Below are 20,140 nucleotides of genomic sequence, written 5' to 3' on the forward strand. Positions count from 1 at the left end.
TTTTTAATATTTTCTTGTACCCTTGTTGAGTATATATCCCATGAACGCACCGATAACTCCTCCAATAATGTGCGCCATATTAGATACATTATCTGCAACAAACAAACCATCATAAATCTGCTGACCGATGTAGATAACAGCCACCAGTATAAATGTAAGTGGAATTTCTCCCTCTTTAAAACCGGTAAATGAAGACAGCATGATAAATGCAAATACCACACCACTTGCACCGCATAGTCCAACGTTTGGGAAGATAATGTAATTGATAAGGGATGTGATAACAGCCGTTATTAATATAACTTCGATCATTACTTTGCCGCCGTTCTTCTCCTCAAGCATTGGTCCAAGAAGTAAAAGGTACGAAGCATTGCCAATAAAATGGCTCCATCCCGCATGCCCAAAGATATATGTTATGAATCTAACATATGTAAGTGGATCTGTAAGTGATGAATGGTAAGTCATAAATAAAAGCTGGGTAATAGTTCCCCCTGTAAGAATCCCAGCAAGTGTAGCTACAAAACATATTGCTACAAGCCATAAAGTCACTGGTGCATTAAAAGAAATTGTTAGTCGTCTTTTCATCGTTAATGTCTTCTGGCTTAAGCAGCCTCCCCTTCCTAAGATATATATATAAGACCATAAATCTTATGTAAATGCAAATTCTAGTATGCTGACTCGTTAACTTAACAAATCCTTGGTAGCCCCTCACCCTGAAGGATATCAATAGAGCGCTTTCCTCCGATCCTGGTCTTTAAGATAACTTCACCGGCATTTTCAGATTTAACTTCTCCAATAATAGCAGCATCTTCCCCGTATTTGCTACCTTGAATTATCTTAAGTGCCTTGTCTGCATCTTCTCTATCTACTATAGCAACAAGTTTTCCCTCGTTCCCCATATATATGGGATCAAGACCCAGAAGTCCACAAAAGTCCTTAACTACCTGCTTTACAGGTATAGCTTCATCCTCAATATAGAACGTCTTACCGGAAGCCTCTGCCAGTTCTTTTAAAACTGTTCCAAGTCCTCCTCTTGTAATATCTCGCAATGTCCTAACTCTTATATTATTAGACAAAAGATTCTCAACCATATCTACCAAAGGAGCATTATCACTGGTGACATTGGTGTCAATTTCCATTCTTTCAGATAAAATAGCTGCATGGTGGTCTCCCATGGTGCCTGACACTATTATGACGTCTCCGTCACATGCATTTGAAGCCTTTATATCAACTCCATCCGGTACTATTCCGACTCCTGCAGTATTAATATAAAGCTCTCCAGATCCATTGACCACCTTGGTATCACCCGCTACAATCTGTACTCCTGCTTCTTTTGCAGTCTCTGCCATAGAATGAACTACTCTTTTTAGCAGATCAATCTTAACACCTTCTTCAAGAATAAAGCCACATGTAATATACTTTGGTACAGCTCCTCTCATAAGAAGATCATTGACCGTTCCACATATGCAAAGTCTTCCAATGTCTCCGCCTTTAAACTCAGGAGGAGTAACGACAAAGCTGTCAGTTGTAACTGCTATCCTCGCAGATCCCTCTACAACTGCACTATCTTCCATCTGATCGAGAGTGTCATTTTTAAATTCACTCGCAAATATTTCATGTATAAGTTCTGAAGTAGCGCTACCCCCACTACCATGAACCATTGTGATTATATCCTGCTTCATTTATTTTCCTTTCCGTTAACCACGTCTATTATTCGAATAATATGTAAAGCATCCGCCCTCTGTAGACACCATGCAGGCGCCCTGCGGTGTCATAGGCGTACAAACCTTGCCATAAAGCGGGCACTCATAAGGCTTCTTTTTGCCCATAAGAACCTGATCGCAGCTGCAAGCTGCATTGATTTTATGATCATCTGTTAGATCATAGCTGCCTGCATCAAATCTGGAATATTCTTTTTTTAAAACCATTCCGGACCCTTCAACAATTCCCATTCCGCGCCATGCTGCAGAACTTTTTTCAAAAAATGTGTTTATAAGGTCTCTTGCCTTTTTATTACCATCTTCATTAACAACTGAAGGATAGAAGTTCATGACCTTTCCCTGACCATAAGAATTAACAATTCCGTACAGTGCGATTAAGATCTGCTCTCCTGAAAAACCTGCAACTCCAAAAGGTATATTGTATTTAGAAGCGGTCTTTTCAAAACAGTGCGAACCTGTTATAACAGACACGTGACCAGGCGCTATGAATCCGTTTATAGGAGCTCCGCTATCGCACAGCCATTCTATGACTTCAGGCATAGTCTTAAGAGCAGTCAACAGTTTTATATTTTCTAAACTCTCTTCAACTATAGTCTGCATCAAAAGTGCATATACCGGCATAGTTGTTTCAAAACCAACAGCAGCAAAGATAAAAGTTGTATCAGGCTCTTTTTTTGCAATATCAACTATATCCAAAGGGCTATAGACCATCTCAACTCTGGCGCCCTGACCTTTTATCTGAGATAAGCTCCCTTTTTGTCCAGGAACTCTGATAAGATCACCAAATGTGACAATGCAGGTATCCGGATTCATTGCTAGATCAAGAAGGCGATCAACATATGAAGACGGCGTAACGCATACAGGGCATCCAGGTCCTGATATTAAATGTATTTTAGGGGAAAGAAGTCCCGGAATTCCATTTTTGGCAATAGCTCCTGTATGACTTCCGCATACTTCCATAATATTCATTTCAGGGCCGTCATAAGTGCCCAAATATTCAATGACTTTGTTTAAATCCATGATCGGATATTTTCTCCCTAGATAATTTCTATTAAAATGCTTCAAGTTCGCCAAAAAGCTTCTCAATCTCTTCAGCTTCAGACTGAGATACTTTCTGTATTATGCATCCCGCATGAACCAAAACCCTGTCACCTTTCTTTACATCTACAAGTCCCATTCTTGCATTTACAGTATTACCATTGAAATCCACTATGGCATTTTTATCTTTTATTTCTATTACTGTTCCCGGTAATGCTACACACATATCGTTATTTCCTTATTACTACTAATTACTTTTTATTTATATTTACTAATTACTAATATATTATTATTAATCAACTGCCCACCTTTATTGGCACAGTTTCCTTTTTACTTTATAATATCTTTCTTATAACTATGTAATATCGTCATTATTATAATTTCACTATTTCTACATTATAACTGCACTTTATACGTTATTTCTCACGACGCATTGTGATAAATAGAGCTGCCCAAGCGCTATACCTCCATCTCCCGGAGGTACAATACTGTTTTGATAAAGCTCGTATCCTTTTCGTTTGCAAATAGTCTGAATATCAGTATTTAAAATACGATTCAAAAAGCTTCCGCCGCTAATAGCAAGCTTTATTTGGCCCAAATCGCCTACTTCCATATTTCCGGAAAGCTCTTTTTCAGAAGCAGAATTCTTTATTATCCTTTCAGCAAGCTTCACTGTCACATCTGATAATGCCTTGTGAAAAGAAAGTGCAAGCACTTCTTTATCTTCGCCCGAGGCTATCAACCTGCACATATCAGCTATAAGCCTTGACCCATCAAGATAATAAAAATCATCATTCTTGATGATCTTTATCTCAAGATTCAATAAATCACTGATTATTACAGCATCTGGTTCTATTTTAGTCAGCTCATTGGCTTTCACCACGCTTGTGTTAACCTTCACTAGATTATTTGTATTCGCAGCTTTAAGTTCAGACTTCGCTAAATTATGTGCCTTTCTAGCACAAATTTCAAGTTTTGCAGGGCACTCACCTTCATAGGTATTATAACAACAAATACCAAGAAGTGCTGAAACCGCGTCAAACAGGCGTCCCATGGACGATGAACGTATCGTATTAATGTCATGATCCAGCGCTGCTTCTAATAATCTGATATCCGGAATCTGATCATCTTTAAAAGTATCTTTAACGCGCCCAAATACTAATTCTATATCTTTTTTGTCTATATATCCTCTGCCCTCTGCTTCATGAAGATAACAAAAAAGTGTCTTAGCTGCATCTTTTGAGCTTTCATCTCCGCCAGTCATCTTCACAGGTAATAGGCTTCCCATGTGCTTAACGCTAACATTCCTGCGGTTTTTAAGATCACCATCTTCAAGACCGCCATTTTGAGCATCTTCTATATTGCATAAAAAGAATTCGCTTCCCCAGATGCTTCCATCGTCACCATAACCAGTACCATCATAAGCTATTCCAACAAAAGTACCCTTTATATCATGCTCACAAACTGCCGCCATTACATGAGATAGATGGTGCTGAACCTGCAATACATTGCTGCTACCACCGGCCATATTCTCAGCCTTTTTTACAGAAATATATCCCGGATGTTTATCGCAAACGTATCTTTCAGGCTTTATATCCAGAAGATCTTGCATATGACTAACCGCCTTGTCCCTTGCGTTGGCAGCTTCAAGGTCATCAAGATCACTAAAATGAGCCGAAAGATATGCCTTATCAGCTTTACCCAGAGCAAAAACAGCCTTGAGGTCTCCTCCTGCAGCAAACGTCTCTTCCTTAAGTTCAAAAGGAAGATCAACAGGCCACGGAACAAGCCCCCTTGCCCTTCTAATGATCTGAACAACATCTCCGTTAACCTGATATATAGAATCATCAAGTGGTGTGAGGATCTTCCTTTCATGCGACAACATAAAATCCGGCCCACCAGTTCCAAGATATTCCTTCATGACTCCTGGATCTGTAACAATTGGCTCGCCGCCTCTGTTACCGCTTGTCATAACAAGTGGCCCAGTCTCTTTTAGCAAAAGAAACTGAAGCGGACTACATGGAAGCATAGCTCCTATCCTATCACTTCCTGCAAGCACTTCTTTCGCAAAAGGCAGGTCTTCATCAGGCACATCCTTTATATCTAATAAAACTATCGGTCTTGGATTTGATCTTAAGATCTCCTCCTCTTTTTCAGACACCTCACAGTATTTCTTTATAGAATCAATATCCGAAAACATTACAGCAAATGGCTTTGATTCTCGATTTTTCCATGCTCTAAGCCTTCTTGCAGGTTCGCACATATATGGAGAAAAAACAAAATGAAATCCGCCAATATCAAGTACCGCACCAATTTTTCCTTCATTTATGCATTTTACGGCCTTTTGCAAAGCTATTTCATTTGTATAATTCACTTTACTAACATGATTATTGTTATTATCTATACTTTTTTTGCTACTAATGTTTTTTTCTTGATTAGAAGAATGTTTTTCTTCTACACTAATCGTATGACTAAACAAGTCACCCTTATGATCCATATCGACATCTTCGAATTTAAGCTGTGGACCACATTTGTGACATGAAATCGTCTGAGCATGTCGTCTGACATCGCCCCTCTTTGTATATTCATTAAAACAATCCGGACACATTTCAAACATGTCCATTGTTGTAGTGTCTCTATCATATGGAACTGTATGCATTATTGAGAACCTGGGTCCGCAAGACGTACAGCTTATAAAGGGATATCTATAACGATTGTTATTTATATCAAGCAGTTCTTCTACACATCTATCGCATACAGGAAGATCCGGCGGAAGAAGCCTGACCTTATCTTTATGGCTTCTGCTATCCACTATCTTAAACTGCGCCCTAACGCCTATCTCAATGTAGCCTGCACATTCCTCATCAAATACTTCTTTAGAAATCTCTTCAGAAGAAATACTATTTATAACCGCACCATACGGCGGATAACTTTCGATATTACAGGTAAACTTATTAAGGCTATCATCATCTGCACACGCATAGATAATAACAATACCACCGGAATTTCTTACAATTCCGCCAATATTTAGTTCTTCAGCACATTCTGCCACAAAAGGCCTGAATCCTATTCCCTGGACAAGTCCTTTTATTGTAATACGCACATACCTATTCATATTTACCATAATCTCTATAAAAACTTCAAAAAATCATGGGGAATGGCATTAGCCATTCCCCAAATAAAATGTATAAATTATTTCTCTGCACCAGGCTGTACCGGAGCTGCCGGCTTTTCCGGTTCCGGTGGACGATCATAATGTGCAACAAACTTTTCACTTCCAGGTGTCTGATAACCCTTTTCCATATGCAGACACTTCTTAGGACACTTCTGAGTGCAGTATCCGCACTGTATACAGTCAAATCTGTTGATCTCCCATGTACGTGCTGTTCTGTCAACCTTGATAGCTCCTGATGGGCAGTTTATAGCACACAGTGTACAGGATATACATTTATCAATCTCAATTTCAATGTGACCACGGCTACCCTCAGGATAAACCGCAGGCTCAAATGGATACTTTGTAGTAACCGGCTTTTTGAAGAGGTTACTAAGCATCGTTTTCTTAAAAGTCATTAAACTCATGATGTTTTTTCCTCCTTCAATCAGCGTTCTGTACATGAAATACAAGGATCGATACTTACAACAAGAGGACCTACGTCTGAATAATCAGCCCCCTTGAGCATCTCGCAAAGTGGTGCAATATTAGCAAAGGTGGGGGTACGGATTCTCATACGATCAAGAATTTTTGTACCATTACCTTTAACATAATAAATTGCCTCTCCTCTCGGCTGCTCTATTCTCATGAAATATTCGCCCTTAGGGAATCCTGCAACCTTAGTCTCAAGCTCTCCTGCAGGAATCTTTGCAAATGCCTGACGAACAAGATCAATACTCTGGAACAGCTCTTTTATACGTACTTCAAGTCTTGCATAACAGTCACAATCATTTGATACAATAGGTTCAATATCAAGTTCACCGTAAGCACAGTAACCTGTAAGACGGATATCATTCTTTATTCCGCACGCTCTTGCAAATGGACCTACAGCTCCGAGTTCATGTGCCTGCTGGGTTGTAAGAATTCCAATACCCTTTGATCTAGACTGAACTGAGTAATCTTCCAAGAATACCTTAGCAATATTCTTTATCTCTTTTTCCAGAACATTCATCTGATCAAGTATGAACTTCTGCTGATCAGCATTTATATCGCGAAGAACGCCACCAACCTTATTAACAGAGAAAATAAGACGTCCGCCACATGTCATCTCATGAATATCAAGAACCTTCTCACGGATTCTCCATGCTTCATAGAAAAGAGATTCGAATCCAAATGCGTCAGCTGCAAGACCAAGCCACAAAAGATGTGAATGAAGTCTTTCAAGCTCAGACCAGATCGTACGAAGATATCTTGCTCTGTCCGGAACCTGAACATTCATGATATGCTCAACAGCTTCAACATATCCAAGTCCATGTCCAAATGAGCAGATACCACAGGTACGCTCTGCTATATACATCATCTCATTGAAGTCTCTCTTCTCAGCAAGTCCTTCAAGACCTCTATGAATAAAACCTATACTAGGAATAGCCTCTTCAACCACCTCATCTTCGATAACAAGATCAAGATGCAGCGGTTCCGGAAGAACCGGATGCTGGGGGCCAAATGGAACTACACTCTTCTTACCCATTAGTTCTGACCTCCTTCATTATTATTAGCTGCAGCTGCGGCTTTGGCAGCCAGTGCTTTAGCCTTGGCTTCAGCGATTGCCTTTGCTTTAGCTTCTTCAGCAGCTCTTGCCTCTTCTTCAGCCTTTCTTGCAGCTTCCTCTGCAGCCCGCTTCTCTTCTTCTATGCGCTTTTTCTCATCTTCTTCAGCCTGAGCCTTCTTCTCAAGAGCACCAGCTGGAAGCATAGGAGCTTCTTTCTCGATACGGTAGAACTTTCCATGATAGTCAACATCTATCATTTCGATATTTACATCAAAAAGTTCAGCCATCTCATTTTCATAGAAAACCGCGTATGGATATACCTTACAAATACTTGGTACCTGCTCGAATACCTCGATTACAACGCGAAGCAGAGAATACTGATAAGTCTCATCATCAGCAAAAGTATAGCTAAGCTCATACTTCTCATTTACATATGCAACGCAGATCTGTGACAGACGAAGACCTGCCTCTTTTTTCTTCATAACCTCGAACAGGAGCTTATCTACAGGGATAATCTCATGAATCTGTTCTGGATTCATAACATTGCTCATTAGTTAGCTCCTTTCTGGCTCTTAACAAGTGCATCATGTTCATCCGAACGCTGCTGGAAAAGAGCTACAGCCTGAACGATACCATCGATGATAGACTGTGGTCTTGCAGCACATCCCGGAACATAGATATCTACAGGAATAACAGTATCAGCTCCGCCTAAAACATTGTATGTCTCCTTGAAGATACCACCAGTACAAGCACATACGCCAACTGCTACAACAACCTTCGGACGAGGCATCTGATCGTAGAGCTGCTTAACAACAGGTGCATTCTGTGCATTAATACCTCCTGTAATAAGGAAAATATCTGCCTGCATAGGGTCACCTGTATTCACAACGCCAAGTCTTTCCGCATCATATACGGGTGTCAGCGCTGCGAGAACTTCTATATCACATCCATTACAGCTCGATCCATCATAATGGAGGAGCCAGGGGGATCTTTTTACATTCATCTTAATCATCCTTTCTCACATCAGCCGATCAGCATCAGAACCATCAGGTTAACGCCGCCTGCCAGAAGTGTTATGAACCAGCTAAGTTTCAGCATGTCCTTCCACTTCATACGTGCTGAAGTATTGTCTATAAGAATCTCCAGGAAATAAGTAGCAAGTATCACAAGTACAGCTGCAAGATAGCTCCATGGATTCTTATTGATAATGAAAAGAGCTTCTACAGAAAGCATGAGCATTGTCTCATACCACTCTGTGATCTGGAAATAGGCAAGGTTCTTAGCTCCCATCTCAGTTGTAAGACCCTTTACAAGCTCCTGGTGAGGATGATGAGACTGAGCGCTGTCAAAAGGAGATTTACGCATCTTAATAGTAAGAATAAATACATAAGCTACAAAAAATCCCGGCATCTTGATAATAGCGCTTGTATCCTGGTTTATGATCTCATCGATCTCGAAAGATCCTGTTGTAAGATAAAAACCTACAGCTGCAAGAAGCACAGCTGGTTCATATGCCATATCCTGAACCAGTTCACGTAGACCACCCATAGTACTCATAGGAGATCCTGTAACTGTTGCTGCAAAATATACAAATACAGCAGCTGAAGACAGAACGAAGAAGATCATAAGAAGATCAACTCCAGCATAGAACATACATCCTGTCATTATAGTAAGAAGAAGGTATGACAGAATAAGGAATGACTGAGATCTGTCAACTACGATAACCTGCTTCTTAAAAAGCTTGATAACATCAAACAGTGGCTGTCTTATCGGAGGTCCCACACGTCTTTGCATTCTGGCAGAGATCTTACGGTCAAAGCCTTCAAGGATTGAACCAATAAGCGGAGCCAATACTATGTAACAAAGAATAAGTATCATTTTTGTCATAAGATTGTACCTCCGAGTGTCTGGGATATGATCATACTGAGCATAATAATAAGTACTGCCGCTGTAATAGCCATACTTGGAATCATAAGCTTACGCTGACCGCATACATTCTTAAAATAAAGGTTAGAAAGGACAAGCTCCTTATCTTCACCCATAAAGCCAACGAACGCATCATTTTTACCTGTATTAATACCGTTCATATATGACAGCTTCTGATTAGCCTGCAGTTTCTTGTTATGGATAAATGCAAGAATAGGAACTGCAAAGAAGAAGCATATTAATATAATAAGTATATATAAAACATTATTGCCGATAACCTGCTTAGACTCGCCAAACATCTCAACAAGAAGCGGATCCACATATGTTGAAGACAGCAGCGGGAACAGCACGCAAAGGGCGATCATAAGTATCGCATGTATCGTAAGAGAGATCATCTCATTACGCTTTGTAATATCCCTTACTACAGGCTTATTAGTATGAGCTATAAGCTTACCAAGCCATTTGGTCCAGTAGAAAGATGTTGTAGCTGAACCAAAGCAGATGAAGAATACCAGCATGATATTTCTTTCATCAACTGATGCCTTAAGAGCTGCCCACTTAGAAATGAGCATTCCAAAAGGAGCAAGGAACATTCCACAGATTCCAATAAACATAAATACAGCTAGTACAGGAAGTCTGTATAAAAGACCATGCATATTTTCAACATCACGGCTGTGGAGAGAGTTCTCTGTAGCACCTATATCCTGGAAAAGGAGTGATTTTGAAATTGCGTGGAATATCATAAGGAAACATCCTGCCCAAATTGTCTCAGGTCTACCAACTCCGGCACATGCAACCATTAGTCCAAGGTTAGATATAGTAGACATGGCAAGAACCTTCTTACCATCGCTCTGAGCTATAGCCATTATGGAAGCTGAAAGGAATGTAAAACCACCAATAAAAGAGATCATTGTTCCTGTCAGTGTACCTGACATTGCAGGTGCAAGACGGAAAAGGACATAAATTCCGGCTTTAACCATTGTTGCTGAGTGAAGAAGTGCAGATGAAGGTGTAGGTGCGACCATGGCTCCCAAAAGCCATTTTGAAAATGGAAGCTGAGCTGCCTTAGTAAGAGCTGCAAACGCAATAAGAGCAACACCTATGATTGCAGCCTTAGAATATGAATCTCCGTGTACCTGAGCAAGCTCTACCATAGCCTTAAGAGATACAGTATGCTCTTCAATGGCAAAATACAAAATTCCTACTGTAAGAGCACATCCGCCCAAAAGGTTGATCCACAATGCTCTGAAGGAATTGAATATAGCTTCCTCTTCCTGAGTATATCCAATAAGAAGGAAAGAACATATACTTGTTGTCTCCCAGAACATTTCGATCCACATAAGGCTTTGTGATAAAACAAATCCAAACATAGCTCCCACGAAAATAAACAGTATCATAAAGAAATAGTATCTTCTGTCCGGAATATTCGTGTGATAATGCTGATAACCATGCATATATCCAACAGCATAGATAATGATGAGTGAACCTATGATTCCGATGATTATACACATAAGGATTGATAGATGATCTACGCGGATATGCGCGATTCCATCTACATCAAACTTCGGCCCGAAAAACTCAAGCCATATGATTGCAAATGTCGGAATTATTGACATAAGACTGATCCATGGACGCTTGTACTTAAAACTAAGAAAAGTAGCAACGCACATGAGAACCAGATCAGCAGTAAAAATCAGCTTGTCAACATCCCTGGTCTGAACATAAAATTCCTGCGGTTCAAATCCAGAAAGCCCCCATTGAACAACAAGAATCCCTACCGTGATCATTATGATGACGGCACTTACATAGGCGATTGCATTTCTTATCTTATTAATTCTGATACAATACATGAAAACAGAGATAATAAGCGGAAAGCAAATAAGAAATGGTATTTCCCACATATTTGTAAACTCCTCCTGGTATTATGATTGCATAAAAAAAGCGCAAGAATATGAGTACAGATCGGCTGAGCCAATGCCTAAATCGTCTCATAAGCTACGCCTTTCAATAAGCCACAATCTAATATACATCGAAACACGTTCTAATTCTAGTTAAAAGTTTCACAAAATATATGGCAAATCTCTATGATATGTGCTAAAGTTAGTTCGATTATTTTAGCTATTTTTACTTAATCGAATTACTATTTATATTTTTATATAAATTATTAATATGACATAAGGGTCAAAATGAACTTTTGGCACCTACCTCATTAATATATGGAGTTTTCATACTCCGGAAAGAATACTATCATGCATGAAATGAGTTATATAATGCGCCTTGCCAAAATGGCGATAGATACTGCTACTAGCAATAATGCAAAATCTGTAGAATCCGTCTCTATACAAGTCGGCGAAATGACAGGCCTTATTCCTGAATATCTAAAACGTTATTATCCTAAAGCTGTCCAGGGAACTATACTTGAAGGTTCTATGCTCCAAATAGAGTATCTTCCGGTACTCGTTAGATGCAGAAACTGCAGTTGTGAATATCATCCAGACAGAAGCAACGAATATCTGTGCCCTTCCTGCCGTGGTAGCGGAAGTGATCTTCTAAAAGGCAGAGAATTTCTTATCAAAAATATTGTTATAAATGACTAAATTAACATGCAGCAATTAATCAGCCTTAAAATATTATATCTAAAGCATTTTCTGCCAATAAACCCATTACAAAATTAATGTCAATTATTAAAAAAGCATAAATTCACCATATTAACTCCAGCCCTTCAAAGTGCTAAAGTCTATATTATATTTAATCAAAGAAATAGCACAAATATTATATATTTTGGAATAACAGATTCTTAAAAGCATAATATTTCTAATTTATAAATCGTTAGGGTGCAAGGGAGCATATATGGGAACAAATACATATCTCGACGAGGTCTTAAGAAGATATTCAAGTTCTTTTGATCTTTACAGGGATTATTCCATTTACGGCGAAAAGTATCCGGCATACGGATACTTTTTTTCATTAGGAGAAAAATACGTTCTGAAAAAAGAGGCTAATCTCTGGTCCATTCGGGCTTATGAGCATGTCCTTTTCTGTCAGACAGATACTCTTACCACAGAATACATAGATCATCTTCATAAAGTAATGGAGGATCATATGGAGCCTGAACTTGTAAGAAAAGGCCAGAAATATCCTGAAAAAGATCATATGATCTCATACCTGACAATAGTTGTGATATCTGAAAACACTCCAGACAAAGAAACCATCAAAAATATAAGAAAGTTTCGTTTTGATAAAGGTTATCTTTTTAATTTCAGGGGCCATAGCGAAGGCGGCTTTCTATGTGCATGTCTTGATTCCAAAGAAGTATATACCAATTACAGTGGACGAAGACTCAAGAAAATGTTTGAAGACGTTTTTAGATTCATTGAAAAAAAGGCTTCTTAAGGCCTACATATCTTTTTTGCATAAAGATGCTCTTATAGCCGGATGGGCCAAAACAGATCATAAACAAAAACAGCTCATTAAACCACTCTTACTGCAGACTGGTTTATATACAGTATCAGGTTAGTCCATGATTTCTTCCTGATACCAATTCAATCAAAATCATAAGGAGGAGATAGTATTATGAATGCAGCAGTATTATTAATTGTCAGCATAGCTATTCTTGCATGTGGATATGTATTCTACGGCGGATGGCTTGCTAAGCAGTGGGGCGTTGATCCTAAGAGGAAGACTCCCGCTCATGAACTTGAGGACGGTATGGATTATGTTCCTGCCAAGACCCCTGTTCTTATGGGACATCACTTTTCTTCAATAGCAGGTGCAGGCCCTATCAACGGACCTATTCAGGCCGCAGTATTTGGATGGGTTCCGGTTCTTTTATGGGTACTCATCGGAGGTATTTTCTTTGGCGGAGTTCATGATTTCGGAGCTTTGTTCGCATCTCTTCGAAATAAGGGCCAGTCTATCGGTGAGATCATCGACAACTCTATGGGCAAGAAGTCCAAGAGACTTTTCCTTACATTTGGATATCTTACTCTTCTCTTGGTAGTAGCAGCATTTGCTTCTATCGTTGCCAGCACATTTGGTACAACAACAGCTGCCGGCGTAGCAGTTGAAGGCGCTACTCTTGCAGCAAATGAATCAACAGCAATGATCTCTTTCCTTTTCATTGCTCTTGCAATAGTATTCGGTTTCTTCGTATATAGAAAGAATGCTCCAATCGGTATCGCATCTATTTTCGGCGTTCTTGGTATCGTTGCAATTGTTGCAGTAGGACTTAAGTTCCATCCAATTGCTCTTACCTATAACACATGGATGATCGTGATCGGTGCATATATCCTTGTTGCATCCGTTACACCTGTTTGGATCCTTCTTCAGCCACGTGATTACCTCAGCTCATTCCTTCTTTACTTCATGATCGCTGCAGGTGTTATCGCAGTAATCGGAGCTGTTGTTACAGGTAATGGAAACTTCTCTGTTCCTGCATTTGGTGATGCTGCTCTTAAAGGAACAGGCGTATTTACAACAGGTACAATGTTCCCTGCGCTCTTTGTAACAATCGCATGTGGTGCTATATCAGGTTTCCATTCACTTGTATCTTCCGGAACAACTGCTAAGCAGCTTGATAACGAAAAAGACGCAAAACCTGTTGCATTTGGTTCAATGCTTATCGAGTGTGTTGTTGCTGTTATCTCACTTTGCGCTATCGGCTTTGTATGGGTATCTGCTTCAGACGGAACATATGCATCTCCTACACAGGTATTTGCAGGCGGTCTTTCTGCTATGATCGGATCTTTCGCAGGCGAAGGTGCACAAAGTGTTATGTATCAGATGCTTATCCTTGCAGTATCAGTATTCTGTCTTACATCACTTGATACAGCTACAAGACTTGCAAGATATATGCTTCAGGAGTTCGTACTTGAAAACGGACAGAGCTACAAAGATGCTAAGGGTATCGGTCGTATCGTAGGTAATCCAATCGTTGCAACAGCTATCACAGTAGTTCTTGGTGTCGCTCTTGGTCTTACAGGCTATACTAAAATCTGGCCACTCTTTGGTGCAGCTAACCAGCTCCTTGCAGCTCTTGGTCTCATCGCTGTTTGCACATGGCTCGGTCAGGCAGGCAAGAACAACAAGATGTTCTTCGTACCTATGGTATTCATGCTTGTTGTAACTATTGTTTCCCTGGTTCAGACAATCATTGCCAAGGTTAAGGCATTTAATGCAACAGGCGACGTTTGGGCTGTAATTCAGGCTGCTATTGCCGTTCTTCTTGTTTCACTTTCACTTGTACTTGCTCACACAGCATTCAAGACTTTGAAAGCTCAGCATGATGCTAAGAAAAATAAGAAGGCTGCTTGATAATTCTTCCTTAACAACATGATCATATTAGCGTCTATGGCGCACTCAAAAAAGCTGGTGGTCACATAAGTGATCTCCAGCTTTTTATATTTACTTTTAACAAATCAATATAATAACCCCTTCAGCTTCTGAAGGGGTTTATAGCATATCAAAATATCTTTTATATATCAGCTAATGCCTTTTAACAGATCCCTGATATCGCCAATGCTCTTTTCCTTAACATATTCCGGCGTGTACGCTCTAAGCCACTTTCCATAGGCGTCAACAGTCATTTTTCTTGGAAGCGATACGCCAAGCTTTCTATGGATCATAATAGCATCTTTTAACTGATTTGCGGTTGCCTGCATATGTGCCTCCTTTTCCGGAATATAATTCCTGCATTATAAAAAATGTTAACGGAAATCCCCCTCACGCACATAAAACATGTTCAAAGAGGAGCGTGTGCAAAAAAGTTATCGGCAACCTTGAGCAAAAACTTTAGTACTGATTTGAATTTTTTTAAAAAAATTTTTCCAAATACCGAAATCCGTTCATAGCATACGTTTATTCGTCATATTATTATTTATTATTTGTATATTTTGGTATAAAATTAGACTATAAGGAACTTTCAGTAATTTAATTCTTCACTATCATTTTCTTATTTATATAAAAATTATTTACTGATATATGACTTTTTGTCACTTCGTTCCAAAAGTCATGTAAATAGGCCAATTGAGAACGCCTTCGGTGCCTAGCCTATTTACCTACCGATTCACTTTCTTACGAAATCCGCAGTAAATGCAGATTTCTGATTCAGAGTTGCGAAAACATATACTATTTGAAAAATTCGGAATGTATATTATTAGTATATTTTATTTCTGATAAATTTAGTTTTATAAAACAGTAACCCTTATTTCCCTATTCACCGAATGGAGGTTATTATGCAAAAAGATGATTTCCGAAAACACTTAGATCAGCTCATAGCCCAGGCAGTTTTAAATCAATCTTCTGATCCCATGCATCGTAATGACTGGATCAAGATCAGAGAATCACTTCAGGATGCACTTAATGCACTAAATGAACTGGATTCTTAAGACATTCTGTAATCAAAAGAATCTTTATGTCAGATAACTTATTGATTATAAGTCTTTTGCACAAAAAAACACCACCGGAGAACCGGTGGTGTTAATTATTTCTAATTATTTCTTGTTAACTGCATCCTTCAGAGCCTTACCAGCTTTGAACTTAGGAGCTACAGAAGCAGGAATCTTGATTGTAGCGCCAGTCTGAGGATTCTTACCATTTCTAGCTGCTCTCTTAACAGTCTCAAATGTTCCGAAGCCAACAAGCTGAACCTTGTCCTTCTTCTTAAGAGCCTTTGTTACTGTGTCAACGAAAGCCTTTACTGCTGCGTCGGAGTCCTTCTTAGAAAGACCAGTTTCCTTTGCAATTGCATCAACTAATTCGCTCTTGTTCATTTTGTTTTCCTCCACTCTTGGATTTATTTTTTTATGAACTGTACTCTGTTGGACCCTGCCAACAAACTTATTTTACTGCTATTCTACGTAATTTACAACATAAAAATGCGATATTTTCTAACTTTTTTAAATTTTTTTCTCTCAAATCCTCATAATCAGTGATTTTTATGGTCTATGTATCCTTTTTTACTGATTTTATGACACTTTTAGCAGTACATTTATCATCAAAATCTTATGTTTACTAAATGAATATTTTAACTTCTGGACAAATAGGGTGCATTTTAACGCATTATTCGTCTTCAAGTTCATCTTGAAGAATAAAACATTTGATTGATTCGACAAGGGATTTTAAATGATACTTTAAGATAAATACAGCATCATTGTAATCATGATACTCGTACTTGATAACATCCAAAAGCGGATAGACATACTTTTCTGTTTCTTCTATATATTCTATAACCTTTTCTCTGGAAAAGGCATTTGACATGGTAGATACATTATTAACTCGGTCGAGCGCTTTTACTATAGCAGCCGTACTGTCTTTGGCTATACCGGCAAAATACTCTTCTATTGACTGATCCTTACGCTTTGTTAGTCTGTCTACGCAGTCACGGATCTCCTGTGGAAAAGGAAGTTCTGAAGGCTCAACATCACAGTCTTCACATATATCATGAAGCATTGTTACAGCAAGAACTTTATCTTCTTTAATTCCAAGTGCATGTGCCTGACACGCCATCATAAGTGGGTGAATAATATAAGGGATCTGAGCTTTTTTATTGAACCTGTTGGTCTTTCTCATAGCTCCGCGATGCTTTTCAATAGAATATTCAAGAGCCAGGTCAAGATTTTCCAGATGCTCTGCTTTTGCAGCCTTCTTAAGGCGCTTGTACATATTGTTTTCAGAAAAGATCTTATCTAATACTTGCATATGAACACATATCTCCTCTATAACGGATCTACGGTGCTCTATAAGTATAACAATTTAAGTATTTTTACGTCAACTTTCTACATAATTAATACTTTTTATCCGATAAAGCAAATGGAGTGTTTTTGTTTAAAGTCAGTTCGTCAACATGTAATTTTGAGGCAGATAATGAACGAGAAACCATCCCGCATACTATCAAACACAAAAATATATCTTCTTTTTATTATCACAACCGTACTTCTCATCCTGGCAGCCGTTTTTATTGATAATCTCAACTACAGGCTGTTTTCAGGTGATGCCTTAAATTATACTTCAGGCTGGACTATATCTGTTGATCATGATGTTTCAGACATCACAGATCTTAATGACTACTATTTTGAGTGTAAAGCCTACAAAACAATTATCAGCATCAAAAACACCATTCCTAAAGGTATTTCAAAATTTTCTACCATAAGCCTGCCTATATATCTGAGCGCTATAGATGTTTATATTTCCAATAAGCTAGTTTATTCTTACGGGGCAGATTTATATAACAAAAAGCAACTGGTTGGTAGCGGACTCCATTTCATCACTCTGCCTACTGATTGTTCCGGAGAAAATATCAATATAGTTATTCGTCCAAGTCAGGATGATGCCTTTTCAAGGCTTAACAACATACAGATAATTGATACTAAGGACGTATATTCTCTTTATATAAAGCAGCAAACAGGACGTTTTTTTGTATCTGTTTTCCTATTTACTTTTGGCCTGATCTTAATCGTTGTTGGCACATGTATCACTATTTATTTTAAAAACCTGAGCACAATCATCTTTATTGGTCTATTGTCAGTATCAGTAGGCTTATGGACATTGACATCCTCTTTCACCAACCAGGTTCTTCAACCTAATCTTTTGGTCAATACATTTATCGAGTATTTTTCTCTTTATTTAGCCCCATTATGCTTTCTCCTATATCAAAAGACATTTTACTCTTTCATCAATAAGCCCATGAGGATATACTATATCATCAATACCTCAATATTAGCCCTTTTCAACTTGATAATGCCAATCCTTCATTTTGCTAACATTTATCATATATCTGAAGGACTATACATTTTCTTTGCTATATGTGTGCCAATCATTCCATTTATAATACTACTTACAGTAAGACCATCTTCGATGTCAAAAGATACAAAGCAGATTTTTACAGCCGGAAGCATTATAATTCTCCTTACATCCATCGTTGATATGTTAAGACATTTCATACTCACTTTCATTAGTGTTTCCAATACATACGATTTAGGTTCTCTTCTTCCTTATGGAACCTTCTTCTTTATGGTTACACTGATCGTCGGATATAATATACAAATTTATAAATCAGTAGCTGTTGAATTTGAGAAAAGAACATTTGAAAAGCTTGCCTATACCGATTCCCTGACAAAGCTTGGTAACAGAGCAAAAGCCGACAAAGATATCGTCGGTTATGAAAAGAGCAAAGAGGAATACGCAATAATATCGCTTGATCTTAATGGTTTAAAACAAGTTAATGATTCCTTGGGACATGATCTTGGCGACAAACTACTTATCACGTTTGCAGAGATTCTGACCGAAGTCTTCGGATCATTTTGTCAGATATACCGTTTTGGCGGTGATGAATTTATGGTCCTTTTAAATGATGCAGATTTTGATAAGGTGTCTTATTGCATAACCAACATGATATCTCTTGAAGAGAAAAAATCTAACGAGTTACCTTTCAAGATCGATACTTCCTTCGGTATTGCCAGAAGCAGTGAAATACCTGATAATGATACCTTTTCTGTCTACAAGCTAGCCGATAGCAGAATGTACGAAATGAAACTTGCAAACAGTAAGTTCAGGCATTAGAGATTGACTCAATAAGTCGAAACGTCATTTGTCTTTTAGTTAGTGCGTTTAAAGTCCTTTTAAATAGTTTTGTTATCTTATTTTTGACTTGTGCAGTCTATACCCAAATTGTCCACATAATAAACTTCTGGACAATTTGGGTATATTTATTTCTATTTCATCAAAGCCGCATAAATACTGCATTCTAATTTAACTTATGGACATTTTGGGTGTCTAACATACGGACATTTAGGGTGCGTTAGTATTTTATTATGGACAATTAGGGTACATAAACAGTTGTATAAGAAGTGCACATTATAACTTATGGACAAAATGGGTGCAGCAAAACACCTAACCCATCCAGTAAATATGCTTATTTGAATAAACTTATGGACATTTTGGGTGTTTTATTTAGTGGACATTTGGGGTGCCCCCTATTTGTCCATAATTATTATTCTATACCTTTCTAACTTGCTCTTAGAACCAGTATCAATTTCTTAAAATAATCCTCTAGTTGCTGGATTTATCGATGTTTAATAGTACTAACTTCTGTCAAATAGGGTTTAACACTCATTCTTTATTCTGTATTCCTCATATATTTCTCTAAACTTCTGACATTTAGGGTACAAATTATGCTTAAAAAAATATGCTTTTTATTTATACTATGCTTAGAAATAATTACTTACTAAGATCACATATTACAAAAGTTTATTTAATGGACAAAAAGGGGGTCTTTTTCAACCCTAAATGTCAGAATATTACTTGATTTGATTAACTTATGGACTGATTGGGTTTTTCTTTTTGGAACTTCTGGACTATTTGGGTCATCATCAAAGTTGTTGTTTATTTATTATTTGATTAATAACAACAAGTTATTTTATTAATTAATAAATGCTGGAAGCCGTATAAACACTGCATTTTTACTTTCTTATGATGGACAAAAAAGGGGCAGAATCTGACATTTAAGGTGTTATATCTGGCATAATAGAGTTTAAATCATGGACAATCTGGGTGTTAATATTTTGATCTTATTATGGCAGATTAGGGTACTACTTTAAGCGGAATCGGATTTAATTTATGGACAATTTGGGGGATATTTATTTTTTTCTGACTTTTGGGGTGTTATTCTGACAAAATGGGTGTTATAATCTAACTTGGTAAGTCTGACATATAGGGTTTTGTTCTGACAAAAAGGGTGTCGGGACATCAAGAGGGGGTATT

The 20,140-nt window shown here is 38.2% G+C and carries 19 protein-coding genes; 5 read left to right on the forward strand and 14 right to left on the reverse strand.

The window, feature by feature from the left end; translation table 11 throughout:
• Positions 1-3: 3 nt before the first annotated feature.
• From WAA20_RS20825 to WAA20_RS20875, 11 genes are all read right to left on the reverse strand, one after another.
• Positions 4-582: a rhomboid family intramembrane serine protease gene (locus WAA20_RS20825; RefSeq protein ID WP_073386841.1), complete on the reverse strand. Its 579-nt coding sequence runs from the start codon at positions 580-582 to the stop codon at positions 4-6.
• A 101-nt stretch (positions 583-683) separates the two neighbouring features.
• A complete protein-coding gene (gene hypE, locus WAA20_RS20830) occupies positions 684-1,679 on the reverse strand; it encodes a hydrogenase expression/formation protein HypE (RefSeq protein ID WP_073386839.1) in 996 nt (331 codons plus the stop codon).
• A gap of 15 nt (positions 1,680-1,694) precedes the next feature.
• On the reverse strand, positions 1,695-2,738 hold the full coding sequence (gene hypD / locus WAA20_RS20835) for a hydrogenase formation protein HypD (RefSeq protein ID WP_073386837.1): 1,044 nt from the start codon (positions 2,736-2,738) through the stop codon (positions 1,695-1,697).
• A 31-nt stretch (positions 2,739-2,769) separates the two neighbouring features.
• Positions 2,770-2,982 carry a HypC/HybG/HupF family hydrogenase formation chaperone gene (locus WAA20_RS20840; protein ID WP_073386835.1) on the reverse strand — a complete coding sequence of 71 codons (213 nt, stop codon included), beginning with the start codon at positions 2,980-2,982 and terminating at the stop codon, positions 2,770-2,772.
• 183 nt (positions 2,983-3,165) lie between these two features.
• Positions 3,166-5,871: a carbamoyltransferase HypF gene (locus WAA20_RS20845; protein WP_073386833.1), complete on the reverse strand. Its 2,706-nt coding sequence runs from the start codon at positions 5,869-5,871 to the stop codon at positions 3,166-3,168.
• A gap of 77 nt (positions 5,872-5,948) precedes the next feature.
• Complete coding sequence (locus tag WAA20_RS20850; protein WP_073386832.1) at positions 5,949-6,335, reverse strand: 4Fe-4S dicluster domain-containing protein; 387 nt, start codon at positions 6,333-6,335, stop codon at positions 5,949-5,951.
• A gap of 20 nt (positions 6,336-6,355) precedes the next feature.
• A complete protein-coding gene (locus WAA20_RS20855) occupies positions 6,356-7,435 on the reverse strand; it encodes a nickel-dependent hydrogenase large subunit (RefSeq protein WP_073386830.1) in 1,080 nt (359 codons plus the stop codon).
• Positions 7,435-8,007 (reverse strand): NADH-quinone oxidoreductase subunit C, encoded by a 573-nt coding sequence (locus WAA20_RS20860; RefSeq protein ID WP_073386829.1) that lies wholly within the window; start codon positions 8,005-8,007, stop codon positions 7,435-7,437. Before WAA20_RS20860 ends, WAA20_RS20855 begins: the two co-directional genes overlap by 1 nt.
• On the reverse strand, positions 8,007-8,459 hold the full coding sequence (gene nuoB, locus WAA20_RS20865; RefSeq protein ID WP_073386827.1) for an NADH-quinone oxidoreductase subunit NuoB: 453 nt from the start codon (positions 8,457-8,459) through the stop codon (positions 8,007-8,009). The genes WAA20_RS20860 and nuoB overlap by 1 nt, the downstream gene beginning before the upstream one ends.
• Positions 8,460-8,479: 20 nt before the next feature.
• A complete protein-coding gene (locus tag WAA20_RS20870) occupies positions 8,480-9,343 on the reverse strand; it encodes a complex I subunit 1 family protein (RefSeq protein ID WP_073386826.1) in 864 nt (287 codons plus the stop codon).
• Positions 9,340-11,283 carry a proton-conducting transporter membrane subunit gene (locus WAA20_RS20875; RefSeq protein WP_073386825.1) on the reverse strand — a complete coding sequence of 648 codons (1,944 nt, stop codon included), beginning with the start codon at positions 11,281-11,283 and terminating at the stop codon, positions 9,340-9,342. Before WAA20_RS20875 ends, WAA20_RS20870 begins: the two co-directional genes overlap by 4 nt.
• Positions 11,284-11,640: 357 nt before the next feature.
• Between WAA20_RS20875 and WAA20_RS20880 the strand changes: the two genes are divergently transcribed.
• The 3 genes from WAA20_RS20880 to WAA20_RS20890 all read left to right on the forward strand — a co-directional run bounded on the left by WAA20_RS20880 (position 11,641) and on the right by WAA20_RS20890 (position 14,695).
• Positions 11,641-11,979 carry a hydrogenase maturation nickel metallochaperone HypA gene (locus WAA20_RS20880; protein WP_196228807.1) on the forward strand — a complete coding sequence of 113 codons (339 nt, stop codon included), beginning with the start codon at positions 11,641-11,643 and terminating at the stop codon, positions 11,977-11,979.
• Positions 11,980-12,232: 253 nt separating this feature from the next.
• Positions 12,233-12,775 (forward strand): hypothetical protein, encoded by a 543-nt coding sequence (locus tag WAA20_RS20885; protein ID WP_073386823.1) that lies wholly within the window; start codon positions 12,233-12,235, stop codon positions 12,773-12,775.
• Positions 12,776-12,955: 180 nt separating this feature from the next.
• A complete protein-coding gene (locus WAA20_RS20890; RefSeq protein ID WP_073386822.1) occupies positions 12,956-14,695 on the forward strand; it encodes a carbon starvation protein A in 1,740 nt (579 codons plus the stop codon).
• Positions 14,696-14,862: 167 nt separating this feature from the next.
• Here the strand turns inward: WAA20_RS20890 and WAA20_RS20895 are convergent, their stop codons facing one another.
• Positions 14,863-15,042: a hypothetical protein gene (locus WAA20_RS20895; protein WP_073386820.1), complete on the reverse strand. Its 180-nt coding sequence runs from the start codon at positions 15,040-15,042 to the stop codon at positions 14,863-14,865.
• A 573-nt stretch (positions 15,043-15,615) separates the two neighbouring features.
• On the opposite strand from WAA20_RS20895, the gene WAA20_RS20900 reads away from it, so the two are divergent.
• Positions 15,616-15,768 carry a hypothetical protein gene (locus WAA20_RS20900; protein WP_167562693.1) on the forward strand — a complete coding sequence of 51 codons (153 nt, stop codon included), beginning with the start codon at positions 15,616-15,618 and terminating at the stop codon, positions 15,766-15,768.
• A gap of 105 nt (positions 15,769-15,873) precedes the next feature.
• Here WAA20_RS20900 and WAA20_RS20905 read toward each other — a convergent pair whose 3' ends face one another.
• Positions 15,874-16,167, reverse strand: a complete 294-nt coding sequence (locus tag WAA20_RS20905) for an HU family DNA-binding protein (RefSeq protein WP_278246678.1) — start codon at positions 16,165-16,167, stop codon at positions 15,874-15,876.
• A gap of 274 nt (positions 16,168-16,441) precedes the next feature.
• Positions 16,442-17,080, reverse strand: coding sequence for a bifunctional (p)ppGpp synthetase/guanosine-3',5'-bis(diphosphate) 3'-pyrophosphohydrolase (locus WAA20_RS20910; protein ID WP_073386819.1), 639 nt, complete (start codon positions 17,078-17,080; stop codon positions 16,442-16,444).
• Positions 17,081-17,245: 165 nt separating this feature from the next.
• On the opposite strand from WAA20_RS20910, the gene WAA20_RS20915 reads away from it, so the two are divergent.
• Positions 17,246-18,940: a GGDEF domain-containing protein gene (locus WAA20_RS20915; protein WP_073386817.1), complete on the forward strand. Its 1,695-nt coding sequence runs from the start codon at positions 17,246-17,248 to the stop codon at positions 18,938-18,940.
• The last annotated feature ends 1,200 nt before the right edge of the window (positions 18,941-20,140 follow it).

It is taken from the genome of Butyrivibrio fibrisolvens (assembly GCF_037113525.1).
GTDB classification, from domain to species: domain Bacteria; phylum Bacillota; class Clostridia; order Lachnospirales; family Lachnospiraceae; genus Butyrivibrio; species Butyrivibrio fibrisolvens.